The sequence below is a fragment of the Bacillus sp. JNUCC-22 genome, assembly GCF_018861275.1.
Lineage (GTDB): Bacteria > Bacillota > Bacilli > Bacillales > Bacillaceae > Bacillus > Bacillus velezensis.
In genome coordinates, this window is the sequence record NZ_CP076408.1 from 1,051,984 (window position 1) to 1,075,166 (window position 23,183).

A 23,183-nucleotide genomic window follows, 5' to 3' on the forward strand; every position below is an offset into this window, starting at 1 on the left:
AAAACAGTCATCCCGTTTTTACCAGCAGATGAGATTGGTCATTTTCGTCAACTTTCGATAAAATGTAGAAAGATAAAAAGAGAGGGGTCTTTTAATTTGGGTGTTGAGTTTTTAGTAGGCAGATCGGGGAGTGGGAAAACGAGGCTGATTATCGACAGCATTCAAGATGAACTGCGCCGGGAGCCGTTCGGGAAACCTATCATTTTTCTAGTCCCGGATCAAATGACGTTTTTAATGGAATATGAGCTTGCTAAAACGCCGGATATCGGCGGCATGATACGCGCTCAAGTGTTCAGTTTTTCGCGTTTGGCGTGGCGCGTGCTTCAGCATACCGGGGGCATGAACCGCCCGTTTGTGACGACGACGGGTGTGCAGATGCTTTTAAGGAAACTGATTGAAGAATATAAGCACGAGTTTAAAGTGTATCAAAAAGCGAGTGACAAAACCGGGTTCACTGAGCAGGTGGAACGGATGCTGACAGAGTTTAAGCGGTACTGTATTGAGCCTGAAGATGTCCGCCGCATGGCGGAAAGCGGAACGGCGTCAGAATATCGCGGAGAGCGGATGCTGTCTGAAAAACTTCATGATTTAGGCATTTTATATCAGCAGATGGAAAGAAGCCTCGCCGGACACTATTTGCATTCAGAGGACTATTTGACGCTGCTCGCTCAGCAGATTCCTTTGGCGGACGTTGTAAAAGGCGCCCGTGTTTACGTCGACGGATTCTATCAATTTACGCCGCAGGAATTAAGGGTGCTGGAGCAGCTGATCATGCATGCTGAACATGTCACATTCTCGCTGACGGCGGACAGCCCTTCGGCGGAACAGGCACCGGATGAGCTCGATCTGTTCAGAATGACGGGAAGCACATACTATAAGCTTTATCAGACGGCAAAGGAATTGAATGCCGATATTTCCTGCAAGGAACTGCATGGCACGAAGCGGCATCAGCATGCGCCGGAGCTTGCCTGTATAGAGTCGCAGTACGATGTGCGTCCCGCCGCGGCGTATACCGGCGGACAGGAAGCTTTTACCGTCATGCAGGCGCAAAACAGAAGAGCTGAGCTTGAAGGTATTGCCCGGGAAATTCAATCACTTGTCCGGGACGGAGGATACCGGTACAAAGATATGGCGATTCTCATCCGTCAGCCGGAAGATTATAAAGATTTGCTGAAGGAAGTGTTTGCCGATTACGGGCTTCCTTATTTTATTGACGGAAAAGCTTCTATGCAGCATCACCCGCTTATTGAATTCATCCGTTCAAGCCTGGATGTCGTGAAGGGGAACTGGAGATATGAAGCGGTGTTCCGCTGTGCGAAAACCGAACTGTTATTCCCGCTTGATCAGCCGGAGCAGAAAATAAGGGAGCAGGTTGATCAGCTTGAAAATTACTGTATCGCCTACGGCATTAAAGGGGAGCGCTGGACGAGCGGCGAGCGGTTTGTATACAGGCGCTTCGTATCGCTCGATGAGGATTTCGCGCAGACGGATCAGGAAATAGAGATGGAGAACATGCTGAATGAGACGAAAGAGTGGATGGCCGCGCCCCTTGTCCGGCTTCAAAACCGGATGAAAAAAGCGAAAACGGTTCAAAGCATGGCGGAGGCTCTTTATCTCTTTTTGGAAGATACCGATGTTCCCCTGAAGCTGGACCGGAAAAGGCAGCGGGCCGAAGAGGCCGGAAACATGATCGAAGCGCAGCAGCACGGCCAGGCGTGGGATGCCGTTATCCAGCTTCTCGAGGAGTTTGCCGGCATGATGGGTGAAGATGAAATATCTTTGGCGCTGTTCCAGCAAATGCTTGAAACGGGAACGGAATCGCTTCATTTTTCTTTAATTCCGCCTGCGCTTGACCAAGTATTTGTAGGGAATATGGATCTCTCAAGAATGTACGGCACGTCCTGCACATTCGTCATCGGGGCCAATGACGGCGTTCTTCCGGCGCGCCCGGATGAAAACGGCGTGCTGTCTGATGATGACCGGGAGTGGCTGAAAGCAGTCGGAGTGGAGCTGTCTTCCGCGGGGCGTGAGCGGCTGCTTGATGAGCATTTTCTCATCTATATGGCGCTGTCGAGTCCGTCTGACCGTCTTTATGTGTCATACCCGATTGCCGATGCGGAAGGAAAAACGCTCCTGCCGTCAATCGTTGTAAACCGGCTTGGCGAGCTGTTTCCCGATCATCAGGAAAAGCTGTCAGCGGCTGATCCCGAGCAGGTAAGCGAAGAAGAGCAGCTTCAGTATCTCGTCAATAAACAGGTGGCTCAGACATATACGGCAAGTCAGCTCAGGCTGTGGACAAGAGAGTACGAGATCAGTGACGTATGGTGGAGCGCATACAATGTGCTGATGAAAGAGCCTGATCACCGGCGTGCGAAAAAGCTGTTTTCAAGCTTGTTTTTCCGCAATGAGGCGAAGCGTCTTGAACGGCCTGTTTCGCGCCAGCTTTACGGCGAGCATATTAAAGGAAGCGTCTCCCGGATGGAGGCGTTTAATGCCTGCCAGTTTTCTCATTTTGCATCTCACGGGCTTCAATTAAAAGAGCGGCAGTTTTTCAAGCTGGACGCGCCGGATATCGGCCAGCTGTTTCACTCCAGCCTGAAGCTGATTTCAGACCGGCTTCGTGAGCAGAAGCTGGAATGGCGCGATCTGACGAAAGATCAGTGCCGGAATTTCTCCTATGAAGCGGTGGAACGGCTTGCGCCAAAGCTGCAAAAAGAGATTCTGCTCAGCTCAAACAGACACTTTTATGTGAAGGAAAAACTGCAGAAGATCGTCACGCGTGTTTCTGGCATATTAAGCGAGCATGCGAAGGCGAGCGGTTTCGTCCCGGTCGGTCTTGAACTCGGTTTCGGCGGAAGCGGGCCGCTGCCGCCGCTCACTTTCACGCTGAAAAACGGCTGTACGATGGAACTCGTCGGACGGATCGACCGCGTGGATAAAGCGGAAAGTTCAAAAGGCCTGCTGCTGAGAATCGTTGATTATAAATCAAGCGACAGGGGGCTTGATCTGGCTGAGGTGTATTACGGGCTCGCTCTGCAAATGCTCACATATCTTGACTTATCGATTACACATTCCGAAGATTGGCTCGGCATGAAAGCGACCCCGGCAGGCGTTTTGTATTTCCATATCCACGATCCGATGATTCAGGCCAGTCTGCCGATGGGGCTTGATGAAATCGAGCAGGAAATTTTTAAGAAATTTAAAATGAAAGGCCTTCTCCTCGGTGACCGGGAGGCGATCAGCCTGATGGACACGACTTTGGAGGAAGGGCGTTCAAATATCGTCAATGCCGGTTTGAAAAAGGACGGTTCTTTAAGATCCGACTCAGCCGCGGTCAGCGAACGGGACTTTCATCTGCTGACAGACCATGTGCGGCGGACATTTGAACAGGCGGGCGAAGCGATAACGGACGGGCTTGTGTCCATTACTCCGTATAAGCTGAAAGATAAGACGCCTTGTACGTACTGTGCGTTTCAATCGGTGTGCCAGTTTGATGAGTCGCTTAAGGAAAATGAATACCGCAGCCTGAAAGCGGAAAAAGACGGCACCATACTGGATTGGCTGAAGAAGGAGGCGGATGATGATGCAAATTCCTAAACCGAAAGACAGCATATGGACGGATGACCAATGGAGCGCCATCGTTTCTTCCGGCCGCGATATTCTGGTCGCTGCCGCAGCCGGATCAGGTAAAACGGCCGTGCTCGTGGAACGGATGATCAGAAAGATAACCGCGGAAGAAGATCCGGTTGATGTTGACAGGCTCCTTGTGGTGACCTTTACAAACGCCTCAGCAGCGGAGATGAAGCATCGGATCGCGGAAGCATTAGAAAAAGAGCTCGCCAAAAATCCGGGATCTCTGCATATCAGACGGCAGCTCTCTCTCTTGAATCGGGCGAGCATTTCGACGCTTCACTCTTTCTGTCTGCAAGTGCTTAAAAAATATTATTATATGATTGATCTTGACCCCGGTTTTCGGATGGCTGACCAGACGGAAGGCGAATTGCTCGGAGACGAAGTGCTTGATGAGCTGTTTGAAGATGAATACGCAAAAGGGAATCAGGCGTTTTTTGAGCTTGCGGACAGATATACGACAGACAGGCATGATCTGGATCTTCAAGACCTTGTCAAACGGGTGTACGAGTATTCCCGGTCGCATCCTGACCCGGAAGCGTGGCTGCAAAGCTTTGTCCGCCTGTATGACGTGACGGAAGAAAGCAAAATGGAAGAGCTTCCGTTTTACCAGTATGTGAGAGAAGATGCTGAAATGGCGCTCTTCGGGGCAAAACAAAAGCTTGAAAAGGCGCTTGAACTGACAAAAGCGCCCGGCGGGCCGGCCCCGCGCGCTGATAATTTTCTGGATGACCTTCAGCAGATAGAAGAGCTGATCAGCTGCCGGCATGACTTCGATGCGCTGTATGAACGGGTTCCCGCAGTCTCATTTAAGCGGGCGAAGGCGGTAAAGGGTGATGAATTTGACAAAGCGCTTTTGGACGAAGCGACCGATTTGCGAAACGGCGCGAAGAAACTGATCGAAAAGTTAAAGAATGATTACTTTACAAGAAGTCCGCAAGATCACTTAAAGAGTTTAGCAGATATGAAGTCTGTCATCGAAACGCTCGTTCAGCTCGTGATATCGTACGGAAAACGATTTGAAGCGGCGAAACAAGAAAAATCAATTATTGATTTCTCAGATTTGGAACATTACTGCCTGGCGATTTTAACTGCGGCTGATGAAGAAGGCCGGCGGGTGCCGAGCGAAGCGGCAGTTTATTATCAAGACCAGTTCCATGAAGTTCTGGTTGATGAATATCAAGATACGAACCTTGTGCAGGAGTCTATCCTGCAGCTTGTTAAAAGCGGGAATGAAGAGGCGGGAAATCTGTTTATGGTAGGCGACGTCAAACAATCGATCTACCGTTTCAGACTTGCTGAGCCGCTGCTGTTTCTCGGGAAATATAAAAGGTTTACAGAAAGCGGGGAAGGCGCGGGGCAGAAAATTGACCTGAACCAAAATTTCCGCAGCCGCTCCGATATTTTGGACAGTACGAATTTCTTGTTTAAGCAGCTGATGGGCGGAAAAATCGGCGAAGTGGACTACGATGAACAGGCGGCATTGAAGCTCGGCGCATCGTATCCGCCGAATGACGCGGCAAAAACGGAACTGCTGCTCATTGACAGCGCTGATAGCGCAGACAGCTCCGAGGATGCCGAAGACTTTGAAACCGTGCACTGGGAAGCGAAAGCGATAGCCGGGGAGATCCGAAAGCTTGTCTCATCTCCGTTTAAGGTATATGACGGCAAAACAAAAACACACCGGAATATCCAGTACCGGGATATCGTGATTTTGCTGCGTTCCATGCCGTGGGCGCCGCAATTAATGGAAGAGCTGAAAAACCAGGGCATTCCGGTGTACGCCAATTTGACGTCGGGTTACTTTGAAGCCGTGGAGGTGGCTGCGGCGCTTTCAGTCTTGAAGGTGATTGATAATCCGTATCAGGATATTCCGCTTGCTTCCGTGCTGCGCTCGCCCATCGTCGGCTGTGACGAAAATGAACTTGCGCTGATACGCCTTGAAAAGAAAAAAGCGCCGTTTTATGAAGCGCTGAAAGCATATATAGCGAACGCTGACAGACATGATGAACTGTATCAAAAACTGAGAACTTTTTATGACAGTCTGCAAAAGTGGCGGTCATTTTCGACGAATCATTCGGTGTCTGAGCTGATTTGGGAAGTATACCGCGATACCGGATATTTTGACTATGCAGGCGGCATGCCCGGCGGAAAGCAGCGCCAGGCCAATCTGCGCGTCTTGTATGACCGGGCGCGCTCGTACGAAGCGACGGCGTTCCGCGGGTTATTCCGCTTTTTGCGGTTCATTGAACGGATGCAGGAGCGCGGCGATGATCTGGGGACGGCCCGGGCGCTCAGCGAGCAGGAGGATGTCGTTCGGCTGATGACGATCCACAGCAGCAAAGGACTTGAATTTCCCGTCGTTTTCACCGCCGGACTCGGCAGAAGTTTTAATATGATGGATCTCAACAAATCATACCTGCTTGATAAAGAGCTCGGTTTCGGCACGAAGTATATCCATCCGGAACTCAGAATCAGCTATCCGACTCTTCCGCTTGTGGCGATGAAGAAAAAGATGCGCAGAGAGCTCTTATCCGAAGAATTGCGCGTATTGTATGTGGCGCTGACCAGAGCGAAGGAAAAGCTGTTTCTCGTCGGTTCCTGCAAAAACCGGGAAAAACAGCTGGCCAAATGGCAGGCGCAAGCAGACCGGGCCGATTGGCTTCTTTCTGAATTCGACCGCTATCAGGCGTCATCTTATTTGGACTTTATCGGGCCGGCGCTCATCCGCCACCGTGACATGGAGGCGCACAGGACGCCGGGACTTTCCTCATCTGAGGATATCGCGCGCGACCCGTCGCGTTTTCACATCCGGATGCTGCAGCAAAGTGAATTGCTGGAAGAGAATCCAAAAGAACGTGCTGAAGAAAAGAGCAAACGTCTCAAAGCGATTCAGCAGGGCGAGCCGATTCCTGATTCGTTTTCATTTGATGATCAGGCGCGCCGTCTGCTTGAATGGGAATATCCGTACCGAGAGCTGACGGCTATCAGAACGAAGCAGTCAGTTTCTGAGCTGAAGAGAAAGCAAGAATACGAGGATGAATACAGCGGCCGCTCTCTCATCAAACCGTCAGGAGACACGCTTTTATACAGGCGTCCCGGTTTTATGATGAAAAAAGGGCTGACAGCCGCCGAAAAAGGGACGGCGATGCATACGGTGATGCAGCACATACCGCTGACGCACGTTCCGACTGCCGAAGAAGCGGAGCGGACGGTCCGGATGCTTTACGAAAAAGAGCTGCTGACAGAAGAACAGCAGGAAGCTATTGATATAGAAGAAATTGTCCAGTTTTTCGGAACTGAAATCGGGAAAGACCTTCTCGGGGCGCTGCGGATTGACCGGGAAGTGCCGTTCAGTATGGCGCTTCCGGCCGGCGAGGTGTACAAGGATGCCGAAACGGCCGGTGAACCGCTGCTCGTGCAGGGGATTATTGACTGCCTCTATGAAACTGCGGACGGTCTCTATTTGCTGGACTATAAAACTGATCGGATAGAGGGGAAATTCCGGAACGGATTTGAAGGCGCGGCTCCGATTCTGCAAAAAAGGTATGAAACACAAATCGAATTGTATACAAAAGCGGTTGAACAAATTACAAAAACGAAAGTGAAAGGGCGTGCGCTCTATTTTTTCGATGGAGGTCACGTTCTTACACTGTAACAAGATCCGAAGCTCCTTTTTGGAGCGGATCTTTTTTTCTATCAAAAAGTGAGGTGAATGCGGTATGCGCATTTTACATACAGCTGACTGGCACCTCGGCAAAACGCTGGAAGGCAGAAGCCGGCTGAGCGAGCAGGCCGAGGTATTGGAAGAGCTGAATACCATTGTCAAGGAAGAAAATATTGATGCGGTCATTATGGCGGGGGATGTATTTGATACGGTCAACCCGCCTGCGCTCGCTGAACAATTGTATTACGAAAGTCTTTCCGCGCTTTCTGACGGCGGAAAGCGCCCGGTTGTCGTCATTGCCGGAAACCATGACAATCCCGACAGGCTGGCGGCGGCTTCTCCGTTAACAAATGAGCGCGGCATTCATTTAATCGGCTATCCGCGGACAGAACCTGTGCATATTGAGGTGCCGTCGACGGACGAGCTGTTAGCCGTAGCCGCGCTGGCATATCCGTCAGAGGCGAGATTAAACGAAGTGCTTTCTGATACGTTTGAGGAAAAGCTTCTTCGCGATCATTACGATGTGAAAATCAGAGAGGCGTTTGCTCACATGTGCGGACTGTGCCGGAACGATGCCGTGAAAATCGCGGCGAGCCACATTTATGTCGCGGGGGGAAATCAGACTGATTCAGAGCGTCCGATTGAAGTCGGGGGCGCTTACACAGTTGCCGCTGACAGCCTGCCGGCTGATGCGGCTTACGTGGCTCTCGGCCATCTCCACCGTCCGCAAACGATCAAGCGCGCCAAGACGGCTGCCCGTTATTCAGGCTCTCCGCTGGCATACAGCTTTTCAGAAGCCGGTTATGCCAAATCGGTGACGGTGGTAGAAGCGAAGCCCGGCGGAGAAGCGAAGTGGGAAGAGATTTTCCTGTCTTCCGGTAAACCGCTCGTCAAATGGAAAGCGCAGGGGCTGAGCGAGGTTCACGGCTGGCTTGATGAAGGGCGTGACCGGAATGCCTGGATCGATCTTGATATCCATTTGACGGATCAGCTTTCTCTCGAGGAAATTCATCGGCTGAGAAAGGCGCATCCCGGCTTTATCCATATCAGGCCGGTTTTTGAAGAAAAAGAGACCGAAAATGACCGGATTGAAGTGAAACACACATCAATTGAGGATCGATTTAAGAAGTTTTATGAAAAACAAACGGGCGGCGGCGTGCCGGATGAGGAGATGGTCAAGCTGTTTTTAGAGCTTGCGTCAGCAGATGATGAGGAGGATGCGACATGAAGCCGATTCTGTTAACGATAAAAGGGCTCCACAGCTTCAGGGAGGAACAGACCATTGATTTTGCCGGACTGTCAGGAGCCGGGGTGTTCGGGATTTTCGGGCCGACCGGAAGCGGAAAATCGTCGATCCTTGATGCCATGACACTCGCTTTATACGGAAAAGTGGAGCGCGCCGCAAATAATACGCACGGCATCCTGAATCATGCCGAAGAGCAGCTCGCCGTCTCATTTACATTCGCGCTTCAATCCGGCCACCGGGTTTCCTACAAGGTCGAGCGCGTTTTTAAGAGAACGGATGAAACGAAAGTAAAAACCGCCCTCTGCCGCCTGATTGAAATCAAAGACGAACAAACGGTGCTGGCCGATAAAGCGAATGAAGTGAACAAAAAGGTAGAGGAGCTTCTTGGCCTGACCATTGACGACTTTACAAGAGCCGTCGTGCTGCCGCAAGGAAAGTTTGCCGAGTTTCTGTCGCTTAAAGGCGCGGAAAGAAGACATATGCTCCAGCGCCTGTTTAATCTGGAACAGTACGGGGACAGGCTTGTCAAAAAATTGCGGCGGCGGGCGCAGGAAGCGGCAGCGAAAAAAAATGAAATGCTGGCCGAACAATCCGGCCTCGGAGACGCAGGAGAAGATGCGCTGAAGCAGGCTGAACAGCAGTTTCACGAAGCGAACGAACGGCTTGAAGAAGCTGAGAAGAAACGGGTCCGGGCAAAAGAGCGCTTTGAGAATCACCAGGAAATTTGGAACCTGCAGACAGAAAGAGATGAATATGAGCGCCGGGAGAAAAAGCTTGAGGAAAGACGCCCGTACATCACGGATTTGACTGAGCGTCTTAAAGAGGCGGAAACAGCTCTCGCCCTTGAGCCGTACGCAGACCGTTACACAGAAGCCGTCCGCCGGCAGCAGCGCGCCGAACAGGAACACGAACTGGCCAAACGGAAATCAGAGGCGGAAACCGTTTCATTTACCCGGCAAAATGAAGCCTATGAAGCATGGCGGGCCCATAAGGCCGAACAGGAGCCGAAGCTTGTCAAGGAAGAAGAGCTGTATCAAAGACTTTCAGCCATTGAACAAAAACTGCTTGAAGCGAAAAAAGAAGCGGAAAAAACAAATGCGGAACACAGCAAAAAAGAGGAAGAATACGAAGCCGCCTCGAAACAGCTGGCCGGAGTGAAAGACCGCCTGACCCGCGGCCAAAACAGGCAGAATGAGCTGAAAGAAGAGCTGAAAGCAGTTCAAGTGACCGCCGATGAACGGAAAAAATGCCAGACCGCAGCACAGCTGGCGGCAGGCTTTCAGCAGACACAGGAACAAATCACGAAAGAGCGGGCCAATCTGACAACGCAGCTGAAAAACGTGGAGAAGCTGAACGGAGAAAGCGAGTCGCTCACAGCGAAAGCGAAAACGGAAGAGGAAGACATTACGCACGCTTATCAAACGCTTCAAACCGTTTACCATATGGTCTGTGAAACGGAACGTTCACTGAAAGCCGCAGCCGAACGGGCTGACAAAACGCAAGCCGATCTCCGCAGGCGCTCAGAGGAAGCGAGAACGGCTGCATTAACAAAAGAATTATCGGAAAAACTAATCGAAGGAAAGCCTTGTCCTGTATGCGGCTCGACGCAGCATGACCGCCCGCGTTCCGCTCATGAAACATTCTCGCCTGATACGGCTGTACAGGAACAGTTGCAGCAGGTTGAAGCGCTGCTTTCTGAGGCGGCGGCTCTTTCTCAGGAGGTGCTGACGGCCAAGGTTGCATTAGAAGAACAGTCGGGGCGTTTTACCGAAGAATGTCCGTTTCTGCAAAGCGCCCGGGTTCCGGAGCTGGAAGCCGCTTCCTCCATCAGCGGACGCCCGCTTGATGAAGCGTTCAGCGCCGTCCGCTTGGAGTGGAAACAAATGAAACAGGATATGCTGTCGGTAAAAGAGAAGGTCACAAGACTGATCAGCGCGCATCAGCAGACGGTGAAACAAGCTGAGCAGCTTGCCGAACGAATCCGCTACGAGGAAAAAGAAGTCGGCCGTCTCAGACATTCATTAGAAGAGCTTGAATCGCTGTCAGAAAGCCGATTGAATCAGTACAATGAAGTCTGCGGTGATATTCCGCCAAACCGGATTGACGCCTGGCAGGCTTCGATAGATGAGAAGGACAGGCAGGCAGAAGAATGTGAGAAGCGCATTGAAACAAGCATCGCATTCCTCAAGGAACATGAAGAGGAGAAAGAACGCCTGCAGGAGATGAAGCATCGGCTTGAACGGGAACGGCTCGAGCTTCACTATGCGTCTGAGCGCCTGCAGCAGGTGATTGACGGATATGAACAAGAGCTCGGAACAGCAGCCGAAGAAACATCAATTTCCGCAAAGCTTGAAGCGGTGCGGCAGGAATTACAGCTGTTAAAATCCAAAGAACAGTCCCTATTCGACGCGCTGAAGCAGGCGCAGCAATCACTGAATGACGCAAAAGGCCGGGAATCCGGGAGTCTCATGTCACTCAGGGATGCTGAGACCTCCCTTGAGAAAGCGCAAAACGACTGGCGCGTGAGGTCAAAAGACACCGGGTTTGCCGAGCCGGACCAAGTCAAAAAAAGTCTGCTTCCGCAAGGGCGTGCAGAGGAAATGAAAAAAGAAATTGATGAGTTCCTGGACACCTCAAAACAGCTATCGGCAAATATCAGCCGTGTTACTGATAAATTAGCCGAGCGCCGGATATCGGAGGAAGAATGGACAGCATCCGTTTCTCTGCTGAAGCAGGCAGAGGCTGAGTTAGGGGCCGCCATGGAGGAAAAAGGAGCACAGGCAAAAGCCTTCGCGGTTATGCAAAAACAGCATAAGCGCTTTAAAGAGATTGAAGCCGAACTGAAAAGCTGGCAGACACAGATTGACAGGCTTGATAAGCTCCAGTCTGTATGTAAAGGCAATACATTCGTCGAATTTTTAGCGGAAGAACAGCTGGAAAGCGTGGCTCGGGACGCCTCTGCCCGTCTCGGAGCGCTGACAAGGCAGCGATATGCCATATTAGTCGATTCAGAAGGCGGTTTCGTCATGCGTGATGACGCGAACGGAGGCGTCAAACGGCCCGTATCAAGCCTTTCCGGCGGGGAGACGTTTCTGACATCGCTGTCGCTTGCGCTTGCCTTGTCCGCCCAGATTCAGCTGAGGGGGCAATACCCGCTGCAATTCTTTTTCTTAGATGAAGGATTCGGGACTCTTGACCAAGGGCTCTTAGACACCGTTGTCACAGCGCTCGAAAAGCTGCAATCGGACAACTTATCCGTCGGAGTGATCAGCCATGTGCAGGAGCTGAGAGCGCGTCTGCCGAAAAAATTAATCGTTCATCCGTCCGAACCGGGCGGGAAAGGCACCCGGGTCACATTGGAGATCATGTAGAAAGGAGAAGGAATTATGGCCGATTCTGCCGAGGGCACATGTGAATTATGCGGCCGCCATCATGTGCGGCTGACGGAGCACCACTTAACGCCTAAGGAAGAAGGCGGGACATTCCTTCCGACCGCAATGCTCTGCATCCCTTGTCATAAACAGGTTCACGCGCTCTATACGAATCAGGAGCTTGCGGCAAGGCTCGCGGGAATAGAAGAGCTGCGGCGTGACCCGAAACTCGCGCGGTTTGTGAAATGGATCAGAAAACAGCCGCCGGAAAAGCTTGTAAAAACAAAAAAAGCAAATGAACGAACATAACGCTGAACCAAAAGCAGCCCTCTTCTGAAAGAGCGGCTGCTTTTTAGGCGTTTCCTACCACATTTTGATCGCTGACATCGGGGTCTATATAGTTTGTCGCATTGACAACGTTGTTTAATAACAGGAAATCTCCGGTATTGCCTGCTCCCGAACCGAGCGCAGATTTAGAAGAGCTTTTTGGAGAAAGGTAAAAGGAATCACCAAAGTTTACGACTCCGCCCGATATGGAATTGATAGCTATAGGTCCGGTAATTGCTGGCATAAACGACACCCTTTATAGAAGTCTCACCGTCATTATATGTCAGGGCTGCTGTGATTGTGAGCTTGGTGTGACAATCTGCCTAATATGTTTCAGCCGCGAATCTCCCAGAACGATCGACGTCGATCCGATTTGAACCACGGACGCTGACGATACCCCTTGAACTTTCACATTCCTTACCCGAATTGAAGGGTTTTCATGGCAGAATGCGCTTTGGACTCCCGTTTCCGGTAACGGCATGACGGCCGGCTGCCGAAAGATCTGGTATTCTTTTTTGTTAAATGAGCCTTCATCGTCTCTGTATAAGGCAATAGTACGCTGATTGGCCAATACTTTGATCCGCATATTGATTTCATTCGTATCGCCTGCTTGAAAGACACTCGCAATCCCGACTGAATTGATTTTGGCGTTCCGGAGGCGTGAAATGCGCTTTAACATTATTCCGGCGCCAGCGGCACATAAGGCCCGATAATAAGAGATTCCGGAGGCGTGTCAAAGATGGAAGACAGATAGACGGAATCGGTGTCGCCGATTAATAATAAGGAAGAACTGGACACACCGGTAGACCGGATGTCGCCGACTTCAATATTCCGGTTAATCACTGTAAAAATCATGACGGATCATCACCTTTCATTTCACCAGGTATGTGCTTAATAAAGTGCTCAACGGCCCTGACAATATCACGCTTCACATGTTCGGCAATCTGCTCGGCATATTGCGCGGGCGCCGTATTTTCTTCTTTCGGGACATGGGACAGATAATACTGAATCCGGCTGTCCATCTGCTTTCTGATATCTTCAATAATATGATATTTGTTCGTTTCGTCCAGCCTGCTCTCATACTGAGTTTCGAGCTGTTCTAAAAGCGCGGGGATTTCTTCATTCAGGTACATATCGACGTTTTGGCGGATTTGCTGCATTTGCTGGCCCGCCTGTTCCTGCTGCATCATTCCGACCTGCGGAGATGTCTGGCCGACTTCGAAGTTTTGCACGGCATTCGGATCAGTCGGATTCAATCCGATATTCAGCGTTCCTTCCAGCCGTTCAATTTTCAGCTGATCAAATTTATACTCGAGCCGATCGATTCTTGTAGAAGGCTGCTGCTTCAGCGTTGAAATTTCATTTTGGAATTCTTTCAGCTGCCGTTCGAGCTCCTGAATCTGCTGCGCCTGCTGCTGGACGAAAGAATTTAAATTCTGCAGGTAGGATGAAACGGATTGATCATACATGACATTCACCTCGCGTCTCGTTTCCTTCATTAAAACTACCGGCTTGGCGGCTGGAGCGGTACAAATGATGAGGTGCCGGGACCTCCCCCTGTTGTTACAGTCTGCTGCCCCGCGGTGACAGGCGGCGCCGGCTCAACATAACTCCCTGTGTTGTACAGATTGGAAAGAGATTTAATTGAACCGGCGCTTCCGATTTGCAGTATGGAGGAATTGCTGACAGATTCTACACGCATGTAATTGATATGGATCGACTGATTGACGTAAAAATTCATACGGCGCCTCCTTTATGCGTTTCCTGCCATCGGCTGATCGATTACATCATTATCGTACACATTCGTTGAATTCCTGTAATTCGTCAGTGTGAGATTGTCTCCGGTATTGAAGCTGCCCGCTCCGGCAAATGTCTTAACCTCTGCTTTTGGAGAAATGGTGATGCAGTCGCCTATATGAACGACTCCGCTCGTACCGACGGCATTAATTTTAAACGCTCCGACAATTGCGGGCATACGAGCACATCCTTTTCGTGAAGATTTTCATGACTGCACTTCAGGAGCTTATCTGGGCTGCCTGCCTAAAATAGCTTATGACAAATGCACATTTTTGTGAGCGGAAAAAACTTTAGACGTAAAAACACCGGCGCTTTACGCATGCCGGGTCTTATACATAAATGATACAGATTTATATACATATCACGTTTATGAGAAAGCCTCTTTTTTTCCTGCGGTGCGGCCGTGCTCAATCTGTGCGGCCGGGTTCAGCCCGCTGTCTTTCGTTTGTTGGATGAGCCCGCCCCGGCACCCGTTTAAAAGGCTGTCCAGCTCCTGGCTGCACCTGATGGTCTCCGTTGCATTGATTCCGAATTTTTGCGCTGTCTCGAATAAAGTTAATCTTTTTTCTTCAATTTTGTTCATCGTGTGATCTCCAATTCTCGATTATTTTGGAAAACATAGGATGATAATAGTATAACCCATTTTGGCCAAGAAGGTTTTATTTCGTCAATATGACTAAAAAAGTGACAATTTTTGATACTCTTTTACACTTATTTTCAGCCTGTTTAAAAGAGGAATTTCCCGCCCGGAGGAAGAATACATAAAGGAATGCCAGATTTAAAAATGATGGGGGATTAACATGAAATTTGCGACAGGGGAACTGAACAGCCGAACATTTGTCGGTCTGATCATTGATGATGACAAAATCTTAGATCTGCAAAAGGCTGAAAAAAAATTGTTTGAACTTGAGACGATTCCGGGTTCGCTGATCGAGTGCATTCAAAAAGGAGATAAGTTTGTCGCGCATGCCGGACAGCTTGCGGAATGGGCGAAAAAACCGAATGACGAGTCGGGTTCATTTATGTATGCGCTGTCTGACGTAAAGCTTTGCGCGCCTATTCCAAGACCTTCAAAGAACGTGATCTGCATCGGGAAAAATTATCGTGATCATGCTGTTGAAATGGGGAGTGAGGCTGATATACCGGAGCATCCCATGGTTTTTACGAAAGCCCCCGCTGCCGTTACAGGACACGGAGAAACAGTGGACAGCCACTTGGACGTAACGGAGCAGCTTGATTATGAAGGGGAGCTTGCGGTAATCATATCAAAAAGCGGATCGCACATCTCCAAAGAACATGCGCTTGATCATATATTCGGCTATACAATTGTAAATGATATAACAGCGCGCGATCTGCAGAAGAAACATAAACAGTTTTTTATCGGCAAAAGCCTCGATACGACATGCCCGATGGGCCCGGTCATTGTACATAAGTCGGCCGTCAGTGATCCGCAAAGCCTGAAAGTTGAAACGCGGGTGAACGGAGAATTGCGCCAATCAGGATCAACGGGGGACATGATTTTTCCGATAGCTGAATTAATCGAAACGCTGTCAAAAGGAATGACGCTTGAAGCCGGTGACATTATAGCGACGGGGACGCCGTCCGGTGTCGGAAAAGGGTTTAAGCCGCCGAAATTTTTAAAGCCGGGGGACCGCATTGACATTACAATTGAACCGATCGGCACGCTGTCGAACCAAATCGGATAATTGTGTGTCCATCGCACGATTGATAATGCTCCGAGCGGCTTGTTGTGGTACCATAAGTGAGGCAGATTGATCTGATAGGGGGAATTGAACATAATGACACATTGGCATATTACTTCATGGGTCGTTGCGCTTATCCTGGTGTTTGTCAGCTACGGGCTGTACGGTTCCGGAAAAGCGAAGGGCGCAAAAATTACGCATATGATTCTGCGCTTATTCTACATTATTATTATTCTGACCGGAGCTGAGCTTTTTGTCCGTTTTGCGAATTGGAACGGAGAATACGCCGGAAAAATGCTGCTCGGCATCATTACCATCGGACTGATGGAAATGCTCGTCATCCGTAAGAAAAAAGGCAAATCAACCGGCGGACTGTGGATCGGTTTTATTATCGTGCTCGTCCTGACGGTGCTGCTCGGCCTTCACTTGCCGATCGGCTTTCACGTATTTTAATCCATCGCTTGAAAAACCCGGATGCATCCGGGTTTTTTTAGTTGCGCAACTGTGCCGCTGAATGAGAAATGCCGTGACAGGGGATGTTGATGAGGCGAAGGAGATGTGCAGGATGCCAAAAGCGTCAATCACTCTTGTTGCCGCAAAAGCTACGGCTGTGAAGGGTAAAAGCAAACGCCGGGCATCAATCAGCGTGAAAAACAAAGCTGAATACATCAGGCGGCACCTATTTAAAAGGTGCCGCCTGTTTGTTACGCGGTGCCGTCTTGTTTTGCCGCAGAATACATAATGGAGCGCCGCCCGTCAGATGCCGTCCATTCAAATCTGTCGTGTTTACCCGAGCTGCCGCGGTGATGCTGCAGGGCGCATTGTGCGTCATCCGCCGAGAAGTGATAAAACGAAACGCCTTCACCGGAAAACAGCGCCTGATTGTAGGAAAATACGCAATCATATACAGACAGGCCGAACCCGTGCAGATGGCTGAGAAACAGCAGGAACGTTTCATCGTCCAGCGAATCGAGCAAGGTTAACAGCGGCCGTTTGACCGCCTTTTCATAACGGATTTCTTCCCCGCCGAGCAGGGGGATGGTGTCTGCACCGATTTCGGCCGCGCCGCCGCAAATCCGTGCCGGCTGCCATCTGCCGCCGCGTTTCATCAATACGTCTGCGTTTGCTAGACTGTCTGCAAGCAGGATATCGCCTTCATCGTTTTCGATGAGGCAGATGCCGTCCTCTATCATCAGGGTGCCGCGCCCCCATTTGTTTTTTTCTGAGAAAAGCTGTTTTCGTTTCATAACCGTGCCGGTCTCCTTTGTTTGTTTCTTCTCTTCCGTTCTTTCCAAATCGGGCTTGTCTCATACAACTCTTAGTGGGACAAATCAACTATCTGCGTTTCTTTGCATAAACTGGGTAAAGTGCTGATAGAAACGAATTTGATACCGACAGAAACGGGATTGGAGCTGATATCACATGTGTGGAATTGCGGGTTGGGTCGATTTTCAAAAGCAGCTCGTCCAAGAGAAACATATTATGAACAATATGATAGACACTCTTTCAAAACGAGGGCCTGATGATTCAAACGTCTGGGGAGAGCCCCATGTTTTATTCGGACATAAAAGACTTTCGGTCGTTGACATTGAAGGCGGCCGCCAGCCGATGGCCTGCACGCATCAAGAGGAAACGTACACCATCATTTATAATGGCGAGCTGTATAACACGGAGGAATTGCGGAAGGAGCTTCAGGCGAGGGGCCACCGTTTTGAGAGGACCTCTGATACAGAAGTGCTGCTGCACAGCTATATTGAGTGGCGGGAGGAGTGCGTGGACCGCTTGAACGGTATTTTCGCTTTTGCCATCTGGGATGAAAAGCGCAAGCGGCTGTTCGGGGCAAGAGACCGGCTCGGCGTCAAACCGTTTTTTTATAAAGAACACGGCTCTTCCTTTCTGTTTGGGTCGGAATTGAAAGCCATCCTTGCTCATCCTGATGTGAAAGCCCGCACAGACAGCGGCGGACTTGCGGAAGTATTCGGACTCGGGCCGTCCAGAACTCCGGGCTGCGGGGTGTTTAAAGGAATTCACGAGGTGCGTCCCGCCCATGCGTTCACTTTCTCAAAGGACGGTTTGTCCATATGGCGTTATTGGAATGTAAAGAGCGAAAAGCATACAGACAGCTTCGATGAAACCGCAGCTCACATTCGGTACTTATTTCAGGATGCAGTGACACGCCAGCTCGTATCTGACGTGCCGATTTGCACGTTTTTATCAGGGGGGCTTGATTCGAGCGCGATAACCGCGATAGCCGCGGCTCATTTTGAGAAACAAGGCAGAGATCCCCTTCATACTTATTCAATTGATTATGAGGAGAACAGCAAATTTTTTAAAGCGAGCGCCTTTCAGCCGAATGATGACGGCCCGTGGATCGATAAAATGACAAATGCATTCGGCACACAGCATCATAAGTGCGTGATTACGCAGGATCAGCTGATTGAACATCTGAAGGAATCCGTTCTCGTCAGAGACCTGCCGGGCATGGCTGATGTTGATTCATCGCTATTATGGTTCTGCCGGGAAATTAAAAAAGATTTTGTCGTGAGCCTTTCCGGAGAATGTGCGGACGAAATTTTCGGCGGATATCCGTGGTTTCACACAGCGGCAGAAGAAGAGGGATTTCCTTGGATGAGGTCGACTGAGGAGAGGGTCACGCTCTTGGATGAAAAGTGGCAAAAACGGCTGAATCTTAGAGAATACGTGAATGCGAGATATGAAGAAACCATTGCGGAAACGCCGCTGTTAGATGGTGAGACGGGAACAGATAAAGCGAGACGGCAGCTGTTCTACTTAAATATGCTTTGGTTTATGACAAATCTGCTCGACCGCAAAGATCGCATGAGCATGGGCGCAAGTCTTGAAGTACGGGTGCCGTTCGCCGACCACAGACTTGTGGAATACGTTTGGAATATTCCTTGGGAAATGAAAATGCATGGCAGCCGGGAAAAAGGTATCTTGCGGAAAGCGCTTGAAGGACTGCTTCCTGAAGATATTTTGTACCGCAAAAAAAGTCCTTATCCGAAAACGCATCACCCGAAATACACGCAGGGGGTCACAGAATGGCTGAAAACGATTTTACAACAGAAAGATTCCGTGCTTCACACCCTGCTTGACAGAAAGAAGCTGGAAATGCTGCTGGAGACAGAAGGTTCATCTTTTCAGGTTCCGTGGTTCGGCCAGCTGATGAAAGGCCCGCAGCTGATCGCCCATCTTGCCCAGATCCATACATGGTTTGAGGCGTACCGTATCGATATAGAAGAATAACAGTGCCGCGACCGGTTTCCGCTGAAGGATATCGGTCTTTTTATTGTGAAACATATGGTACACTAAAAAACAGAGGAGTGATACCATGACCGAATACGAAACATGCGCCCAGCTTGCCGAGGCGCACTTTCCTTTATATAAACGGACTTTCTCATCCCTGCCGCCAAAAAACAGGCGGGCCGCATGGGCGGTGCTTGCTTTGTTTCACGAAGCTGACCGGCTTGATGTGCAGGAACTTGGAGGATTTGAACAGGCGGCACAAGACTTTCTGAACGGGTCACGCGCCGACGGCTTTTTGTGGGAGGCGCTCACCGATGTGCGGCAGCAATTTGCGCTTGAAGAAGAGCCGTTGCGTGAGTTTATCGCCGGCCACATCTCTGACAGAGAAAAAGTAACGTATCAAGAGTTTGATGACCTGCTGATGTACGCGGGCCAAACAGGCGGAGCCCTCGGCCTGCTTCTGCTGCCGGTTTGCGCGCGCCGGAACCAAGAGAAACTCCGCCATGCAGCCGTTTCATTAGGAGCAGCCATTCAGCTGACCCGGGTGCTTCTGGGGATTCATACGGACGAGCTGGCGAAAAAGCGTCTCCCGCGCCAGGTGATGAAGCAATTCGGCTATACGGAAGAAGAGCTGGAGAGCCATACCGTCAACAAAGCTTTTATGAATGTATGGGAGTACATCGCATTCGAGGCTGAGGCGTATTTCGAGGAGGCGTCTGAAGAGCTGGAGCTGTTTCCGTTATACTCAAGGCCCGCCGTTACCGGTTTGCTGGCACATTACCGGTCAGAGCTCGGTGACATGAGAAAACGGCTTTCGCAAGCATAAAAAAACGCCCGGCTTCTTAACGAAGCTCCGGGCGTTTATGCAATCCCTTTTTGAATCCAAATCCGCGACCGCCATCTTCTGTACATAAGAATGCCTCTGACCCATTCATCCGCGATAAATGAAATCCAGATGCCCATAAGCCCCAATCCGAAATGGATGCCGAACAGATAAGCGAGAGGCAGTCCGATACCCCACATGGAAATCATCGCCATGTAGACGGGGAATTTTGCATCTCCGGCAGCCCGCAGCGAGTTGATGATAATGACATTAAATGAACGGCCGGGCTCAAGAATGATCGTCATGGCGATCAGCATGCTCGCCGTCGCAATAATGTCAGGGCTGCTTGTGAAAATTCCGATCAGCTGCTTTGAAAACAAGGTCATGATCACGGATGTCAAAGCGGCAATGCCAAGCGCCCAGTACAGACTTTTCATGCAGCGGTCATAAGCGTCGTCAAACCGTTTGGCGCCGATATATCTGCCGATCAAAATCTGTGTGCCCTGGCTGATCGCCGTTCCGAACAGCAGGATAAACATGGTGATGTTTTGTGTATAAACCTTTGTTGTAAGCGCCTGAGCGCCCATAATGGCGATAAAATAAGTGACAACCATTTGTGAAATGTTGTAAGACAGCTGTTCGCCGGCAGACGGAATCCCGATTTTCAGGAGTTTCCGCAAGTGCTCTTTATGGACGTGAAAAATCTTTTGCCATGTCAGACCGAGTCCGATGCGTTTTTTGACGATCACAATCATCGCGATCAGCCCGATGATCCGCGCAAAGGACGTTGACATCGCAACACCGGCGACGCCTAACACCGGAAGGCCGAGCGGCCCGAAAATGACAAGAAAGTTTCCGGCAATATTTAAAATATTCATCCCGATCGTAACGAACATCGTATCCTTCGTATGACCGTAGCTTTTTAAAATGGCGCTGAACGTCATAATCAAAGCCTGAATGAAGGACAGCCCGCCGACCACCTGCAAAAAGACTTTGGCATCCGGCATCAATTCATTGGAAAGACCCATCACATGAAGCAGCGGAACGGCCGCAAAAAATATGGCGGCGCTGATGGCGAGACTGATGACAAAGTTCGCTCCTATTGATACATAAGCCACTTCCTGCGCCTCTTTTTTCTGTTTAGATCCTAAAAACTGTGAAATCACAATTGTCGTGCCCGTTGCGATAAAGCTGAACATCACGATAATTAAATTTAAAATCTGATTGCTGACACCCACGGCCGCCACACTGTTGTCAGAGTATTGGCTAAGCATAAGAGTGTCGGCGTTTCCCATAAACATATATAATGAAACCTCAATAAATATCGGCCAAGTCAGCGCGTATAATGAGAGTTTGTGATCAGAGGATTGTTTGAACGCAGCCCGTTTTAAAATCGCTTGTTTCATTTCTTTTAACCCCTTTCCTGACAAAATCAACGTTTAAAAGTGTACCTCCATTTTCTTATAATAAAAAGGGAGAGAAACGAAACTTCTTGCAAAAATCCGACTTAAAAAGGAGGGCCGAAAATATGTCCTTTCTCGAGTTCACAGTTCCTCCGTTCCCGGTCTTTATCGCTGCGGGAGAAGGAGTGTTCAAAAAAGGCGAAACCCATGTGAGACGGGTCTTCCCGGTGTTTGATCTGCTGTATGTGAAAGAAGGCGTCCTCTACATTACAGAAGACGAAAACGCCTTTTCCGTTGAAGCGGGAGAATATATTCTGCTTTCTCCCGGGCTTGAACATTACGGGACAAAAGGCAGTGAAGAAACGACATCCTATTCGTGGCTTCATTTTGAGGGAGCGGCTTATGAGATGGCGGAAACAACCGGGAACAATTGGTCGGAGCTGAGGCGAAAAAAAGGGAGCTTTGAAGAGCCGTCCCGCTACCGGCTGTCCCTGCCGCAAAAAGGGAAGGTGAGACGCCCGCAGTTTATGGCCGGGCAATTCAGTGTGCTGACCGATGACAGCGCCGAGAACTCCGATCTGCCGCTCAGAAAGCAGATTCTGTTTGAAGAGCTGCTGCTCCATCTTCAGAAAGAAGCGTTCCAAATCCCGTCCGCAAAGGAAAGAGTCGCATGGGAGGCCGCCCGGTACCTGCAGGAGCACTATCAGGAGAAAACAACCATCAAAGCGCTCTCTTCGGCTCTTCATTACAACCAAGACTACGTGACCCGCTGTATGCAGCAGGTGCTCGGCGTCACGCCCGGCCAGTATACGAACAAAGTCAGAATGACGGAGGCGAAACGTCTTTTGTCCGCAACCAATGACAAAATGGGGGCAATCGCGGACGCCATCGGTATGGAGGACCCGACCTATTTTTCCAAACTGTTTAAACAGATTGAAGGCATTTCGCCGCTTGAATACCGCAAATTCGTAAGCCGGAAAACGGACTGACCCAAAACCAGAGAACAAAAAGTAGGAGGCGGTTTATCCGCGCCGAAGTGATCGGGACGGCGGGAAGCATCTTGGTCGTTACGCTGCGGAAAAGCCATGTCACCGTTTTAACGGAGTCAGGCAGCAGCTGCGACATTATTCCGGATTTTCAAGCACGTTTTAAAGACGCTTACCGTCTGGAGCTTGAGCACTTTGCCGAATGTGTGAAAAAAGGGGAAACGCCGATTGTGACAGACATCGATGCCACGATTAACTTAGAAATCGGGATCGCCGCGACGGAATCTTTTAAAACCGGAAGGCCAGTAAAGCTCACCCCGGGCGCCTCCGGCTATGCCGGATTATGATAGATTCGAAGTGAAAAAGCAAAGGCCCGGGAGGCCTTTGCTTTTTTATGATTCGTATGAGAAAAAAATGTAGTCAGTCGGCACGCCTTTATAGCCCATTTGGTGAAGCATCGCGGTGATATTGCCGCGATGGTATGTGCCGTGATTCACAACATGCCGGATCACATCGGCATATGTCGTCTGAAGCGTCCCCAGGCGCGGATGAGAAATAGAGATCGGACCTTCCGGGTTCTCCATTTCTTTTAAAAATTCGCTGAATTCTTTGTCCAGTTCAGTCATTCTATGTTCAATCGCCTCAAAATCTCCGTCAAGCTTTTCAAATTGATCAAACTGCGAGACGATTTGTTCGAAAGTTTCTCCGTAAAGCACGTGAAGCCAAATGTAATCAGCCCGGTATATATGCACAAGCACGGCGTTCACAGTCGGAAAAACACTTTTCAGTTTCTGCTGTAAGCTGACCGCGGGCAGCGTCTTCAGATGCTGAATAACTTGCTCATTTGCCCATCTGTGGTAGTGATACAGCTTTAAAATGTCTGACATTCCAATTCCCCCTCTTCTTCCGGTACATTCAACATGGCCTGGCCGAATTCCTTTTATCGAAACAAAAGCGCCGCAAAAT

Annotated in this window: 20 protein-coding genes and 1 pseudogene; 11 read left to right on the top strand and 10 right to left on the bottom strand. The window is 50.0% G+C overall.

Features of this window, described 5'->3' with window-relative positions; genetic code table 11:
- Positions 1–96 precede the first annotated feature (96 nt).
- From addB to JNUCC22_RS05425, 5 genes are all read left to right on the top strand, one after another.
- The gene (gene addB, locus JNUCC22_RS05405; RefSeq protein ID WP_138092062.1) at positions 97–3,597 is read left to right on the top strand and encodes a helicase-exonuclease AddAB subunit AddB; all 3,501 of its coding nucleotides are present in this window, start codon (positions 97–99) and stop codon (positions 3,595–3,597) included.
- Positions 3,584–7,288 (top strand): helicase-exonuclease AddAB subunit AddA, encoded by a 3,705-nt coding sequence (addA, locus tag JNUCC22_RS05410; RefSeq protein WP_216062319.1) that lies wholly within the window; start codon positions 3,584–3,586, stop codon positions 7,286–7,288. Before addB ends, addA begins: the two co-directional genes overlap by 14 nt.
- Before the next feature lie 64 nt (positions 7,289–7,352).
- Entirely contained in the window at positions 7,353–8,525 is a 1,173-nt protein-coding gene (sbcD, locus tag JNUCC22_RS05415; RefSeq protein WP_167860036.1) for an exonuclease subunit SbcD, read from the top strand.
- Positions 8,522–11,914, top strand: a complete 3,393-nt coding sequence (sbcC, locus tag JNUCC22_RS05420) for an exonuclease subunit SbcC (protein WP_216062195.1) — start codon at positions 8,522–8,524, stop codon at positions 11,912–11,914. Before sbcD ends, sbcC begins: the two co-directional genes overlap by 4 nt.
- Positions 11,915–11,929: 15 nt before the next feature.
- A complete protein-coding gene (locus JNUCC22_RS05425) occupies positions 11,930–12,223 on the top strand; it encodes a hypothetical protein (protein ID WP_007610512.1) in 294 nt (97 codons plus the stop codon).
- A 43-nt stretch (positions 12,224–12,266) separates the two neighbouring features.
- On the opposite strand, the gene JNUCC22_RS05430 is transcribed toward JNUCC22_RS05425, so the two are convergent.
- From JNUCC22_RS05430 to JNUCC22_RS05460, 7 genes are all read right to left on the bottom strand, one after another.
- Positions 12,267–12,485 carry a spore germination protein gene (locus tag JNUCC22_RS05430; RefSeq protein WP_003155143.1) on the bottom strand — a complete coding sequence of 73 codons (219 nt, stop codon included), beginning with the start codon at positions 12,483–12,485 and terminating at the stop codon, positions 12,267–12,269.
- Positions 12,486–12,524: 39 nt separating this feature from the next.
- A complete protein-coding gene (locus JNUCC22_RS05435; protein ID WP_039062867.1) occupies positions 12,525–12,920 on the bottom strand; it encodes a spore germination protein GerPE in 396 nt (131 codons plus the stop codon).
- The gene (locus tag JNUCC22_RS05440; RefSeq protein ID WP_003155141.1) at positions 12,920–13,096 is read right to left on the bottom strand and encodes a hypothetical protein; all 177 of its coding nucleotides are present in this window, start codon (positions 13,094–13,096) and stop codon (positions 12,920–12,922) included. Before JNUCC22_RS05440 ends, JNUCC22_RS05435 begins: the two co-directional genes overlap by 1 nt.
- Positions 13,093–13,710 (bottom strand): spore germination protein GerPC, encoded by a 618-nt coding sequence (locus JNUCC22_RS05445; RefSeq protein ID WP_003155139.1) that lies wholly within the window; start codon positions 13,708–13,710, stop codon positions 13,093–13,095. Before JNUCC22_RS05445 ends, JNUCC22_RS05440 begins: the two co-directional genes overlap by 4 nt.
- A 35-nt stretch (positions 13,711–13,745) precedes the next feature.
- A complete protein-coding gene (locus tag JNUCC22_RS05450) occupies positions 13,746–13,982 on the bottom strand; it encodes a spore germination protein GerPB (RefSeq protein ID WP_007409164.1) in 237 nt (78 codons plus the stop codon).
- Positions 13,983–13,994: 12 nt separating this feature from the next.
- A complete protein-coding gene (locus tag JNUCC22_RS05455; protein WP_003155135.1) occupies positions 13,995–14,216 on the bottom strand; it encodes a spore germination protein in 222 nt (73 codons plus the stop codon).
- 189 nt (positions 14,217–14,405) lie between these two features.
- Positions 14,406–14,621: an aspartyl-phosphate phosphatase Spo0E family protein gene (locus JNUCC22_RS05460; protein ID WP_007409163.1), complete on the bottom strand. Its 216-nt coding sequence runs from the start codon at positions 14,619–14,621 to the stop codon at positions 14,406–14,408.
- 217 nt (positions 14,622–14,838) lie between these two features.
- On the opposite strand from JNUCC22_RS05460, the gene JNUCC22_RS05465 reads away from it, so the two are divergent.
- On the top strand, positions 14,839–15,744 hold the full coding sequence (locus JNUCC22_RS05465) for a fumarylacetoacetate hydrolase family protein (protein WP_031378473.1): 906 nt from the start codon (positions 14,839–14,841) through the stop codon (positions 15,742–15,744).
- 93 nt (positions 15,745–15,837) lie between these two features.
- Positions 15,838–16,194, top strand: a complete 357-nt coding sequence (locus tag JNUCC22_RS05470) for a YisL family protein (protein WP_007409161.1) — start codon at positions 15,838–15,840, stop codon at positions 16,192–16,194.
- A gap of 251 nt (positions 16,195–16,445) precedes the next feature.
- On the opposite strand, the gene JNUCC22_RS05475 is transcribed toward JNUCC22_RS05470, so the two are convergent.
- Complete coding sequence (locus JNUCC22_RS05475) at positions 16,446–16,988, bottom strand: DUF2777 family protein (RefSeq protein WP_228550843.1); 543 nt, start codon at positions 16,986–16,988, stop codon at positions 16,446–16,448.
- A 175-nt stretch (positions 16,989–17,163) separates the two neighbouring features.
- Here JNUCC22_RS05475 and asnB point away from each other — a divergent pair, with 175 nt between their 5' ends.
- Together asnB and JNUCC22_RS05485 are read left to right on the top strand one after the other, a co-directional pair.
- A complete protein-coding gene (asnB, locus tag JNUCC22_RS05480) occupies positions 17,164–19,005 on the top strand; it encodes an asparagine synthase (glutamine-hydrolyzing) (protein WP_167860039.1) in 1,842 nt (613 codons plus the stop codon).
- An 85-nt stretch (positions 19,006–19,090) separates the two neighbouring features.
- Entirely contained in the window at positions 19,091–19,831 is a 741-nt protein-coding gene (locus JNUCC22_RS05485) for a squalene/phytoene synthase family protein (protein WP_167860040.1), read from the top strand.
- Positions 19,832–19,866: 35 nt separating this feature from the next.
- On the opposite strand, the gene JNUCC22_RS05490 is transcribed toward JNUCC22_RS05485, so the two are convergent.
- Positions 19,867–21,234, bottom strand: a complete 1,368-nt coding sequence (locus JNUCC22_RS05490; protein ID WP_003155121.1) for an MATE family efflux transporter — start codon at positions 21,232–21,234, stop codon at positions 19,867–19,869.
- 122 nt (positions 21,235–21,356) lie between these two features.
- Here JNUCC22_RS05490 and JNUCC22_RS05495 point away from each other — a divergent pair, with 122 nt between their 5' ends.
- On the top strand, positions 21,357–22,220 hold the full coding sequence (locus JNUCC22_RS05495; RefSeq protein WP_015239545.1) for an AraC family transcriptional regulator: 864 nt from the start codon (positions 21,357–21,359) through the stop codon (positions 22,218–22,220).
- Positions 22,221–22,255: 35 nt separating this feature from the next.
- Positions 22,256–22,564, top strand: a pseudogene (locus JNUCC22_RS05500) (Gfo/Idh/MocA family oxidoreductase); the annotation flags it as partial.
- 45 nt (positions 22,565–22,609) lie between these two features.
- Here JNUCC22_RS05500 and JNUCC22_RS05505 read toward each other — a convergent pair.
- The gene (locus tag JNUCC22_RS05505) at positions 22,610–23,104 is read right to left on the bottom strand and encodes a DinB family protein (RefSeq protein ID WP_015239546.1); all 495 of its coding nucleotides are present in this window, start codon (positions 23,102–23,104) and stop codon (positions 22,610–22,612) included.
- Between the last annotated feature and the right edge of the window lie 79 nt (positions 23,105–23,183).